Source organism: Neisseria sp. P0021.S005, from assembly GCF_051956955.1.
On record NZ_JBQCWY010000742.1, the window covers coordinates 1 to 1,452 of the forward strand.

The 1,452-nt window shown below is 44.8% G+C and carries 3 protein-coding genes; all 3 read left to right on the forward strand.

The window, feature by feature from the left end; translation table 11 throughout:
• Positions 1-223: zinc finger domain-containing protein (locus ACTHUE_RS18905; RefSeq protein ID WP_440424165.1), on the forward strand; the 223-nt coding region annotated here is incomplete at its 5' end.
• Positions 224-287: 64 nt separating this feature from the next.
• On the forward strand, positions 288-1,073 hold the full coding sequence (locus tag ACTHUE_RS18910; protein ID WP_049336498.1) for a 1-acylglycerol-3-phosphate O-acyltransferase: 786 nt from the start codon (positions 288-290) through the stop codon (positions 1,071-1,073).
• A 188-nt stretch (positions 1,074-1,261) separates the two neighbouring features.
• Positions 1,262-1,452 (forward strand): redoxin family protein (locus ACTHUE_RS18915; RefSeq protein ID WP_440424166.1); only part of this gene is annotated, 191 nt, incomplete at its 3' end.

The following is a 1,452-nucleotide window of genomic DNA, read 5'->3' on the forward strand; positions in this document are numbered from 1 at the left end:
ATTATTGGTGGAAACCGTTAAAGCGGTTCTGCAAAGGGCGATTGCAACGGGCGGCAGTACGCTGCGGGACTTTGTCAATAGCGATGGCAAAAGCGGCTACTTTCAGCAGGAATATACGGTCTATGGCCGTCACAATGAGCCTTGTGTCCAATGTGGCGGGCTGATTTTTAAAGAAACTTTGGGGCAGCGTGGAACGTTTTATTGTCCAAATTGCCAGAAATAGTTTCAGACGGCCTTAAATGTCAGAGGCCGTCTGAAAATAATGAATACCATACAGAAGAAATTTTATGTCTAAACAAAAAGCTCCTTTTTTTAAACGACTGGGCAGACTTTGCCGTTTGGCGGCTTGGTTGTTCCGAACCGGCCGGAATTTGCGTGCCATCGATGGCAATAATGCAGAGGAACGCAATCATGCTGTGGTTGTTTTGGGAAAAGGCGCATTGGATGCTTTGGATATTGAATTGGAAATCGGCGTACCGCCTCAAGGCAATGTGAGCGGTACATTGGTAGTGGCCAACCATGTTTCTTGGTTGGATATTTTTGCCATGAGCGCCGTTTATCCGAGCAGTTTTATTGCCAAGCAGGAAATCAGCGGTTGGCCGGTTTTGGGGAAAATGGGTAAAAATGCCGGCACGGTGTTTATCAACCGCAATTCCCGCCGAGATATCGAGCCTATTAACCAGGCGATTTGCGCGGCATTGAAAGCAGGACAGAATGTCAGCTTCTTCCCTGAAGCGCGTACTTCTTCCGGCTTGGGTATTTTGCCGTTTAAAGCAGCCCTGTTTCAATCGGCGATTGATGCGAAAGCGCCGATTCAAGCAGTGACCTTGCGCTATTATGATGGCGAAGGACAACGGACGGACTTGCCGTCTTATGCGGAGGTAAACCTGTTTCAATCTTTATGGCGCATTGTTTCGATGAAGAAAATCTGTATCCGTTTGGATTTCTCGCCTCAATACAAACCGACAGATATGCCGGATAAAGACCGCTATGCTTTGAAAGATATTGCGGAAACAGCCATCGGCGAAATTGTGGCTTCGGATTCGCCCGTTCAGCCCTTACCTAAAAAATAATTTCAGTCAGGCACTTGTTTTATTTCAGATGGCCTTCATTTAGAGGAATAGCTGTTTTCGGTTTAATTGAATTGATAGTTTGATGTAATTAATATTATTTGAACTATAAATTATACAAATCGATAGGCCTGCATTAAAATGCAAGCATTGATTCATTTCTCAAACCCGAATTTTTAAGGAGCTTAAAAATGGCTTTGCAAGATCGTACCGGTCAAAAAGTACCTTCCGTAGTATTCCACACTCGCGTTGGCGACACTTGGAAAGATGTTTCTACTGATGATTTGTTCAAAGGCAAAAAAGTAGTCGTGTTCTCTCTGCCTGGCGCATTTACTCCAACTTGCTCTTCTTCTCACCTGCCACGCTACAACGAATTGTTTGG

What these genes read in the sequence shown, in the direction of transcription:
- ACTHUE_RS18910 (WP_049336498.1), top strand. Translation starts at nt 288, where the DNA reads ATGTCTAAACAAAAAGCTCCTTTTTTTAAACGACTGGGCAGACTTTGC.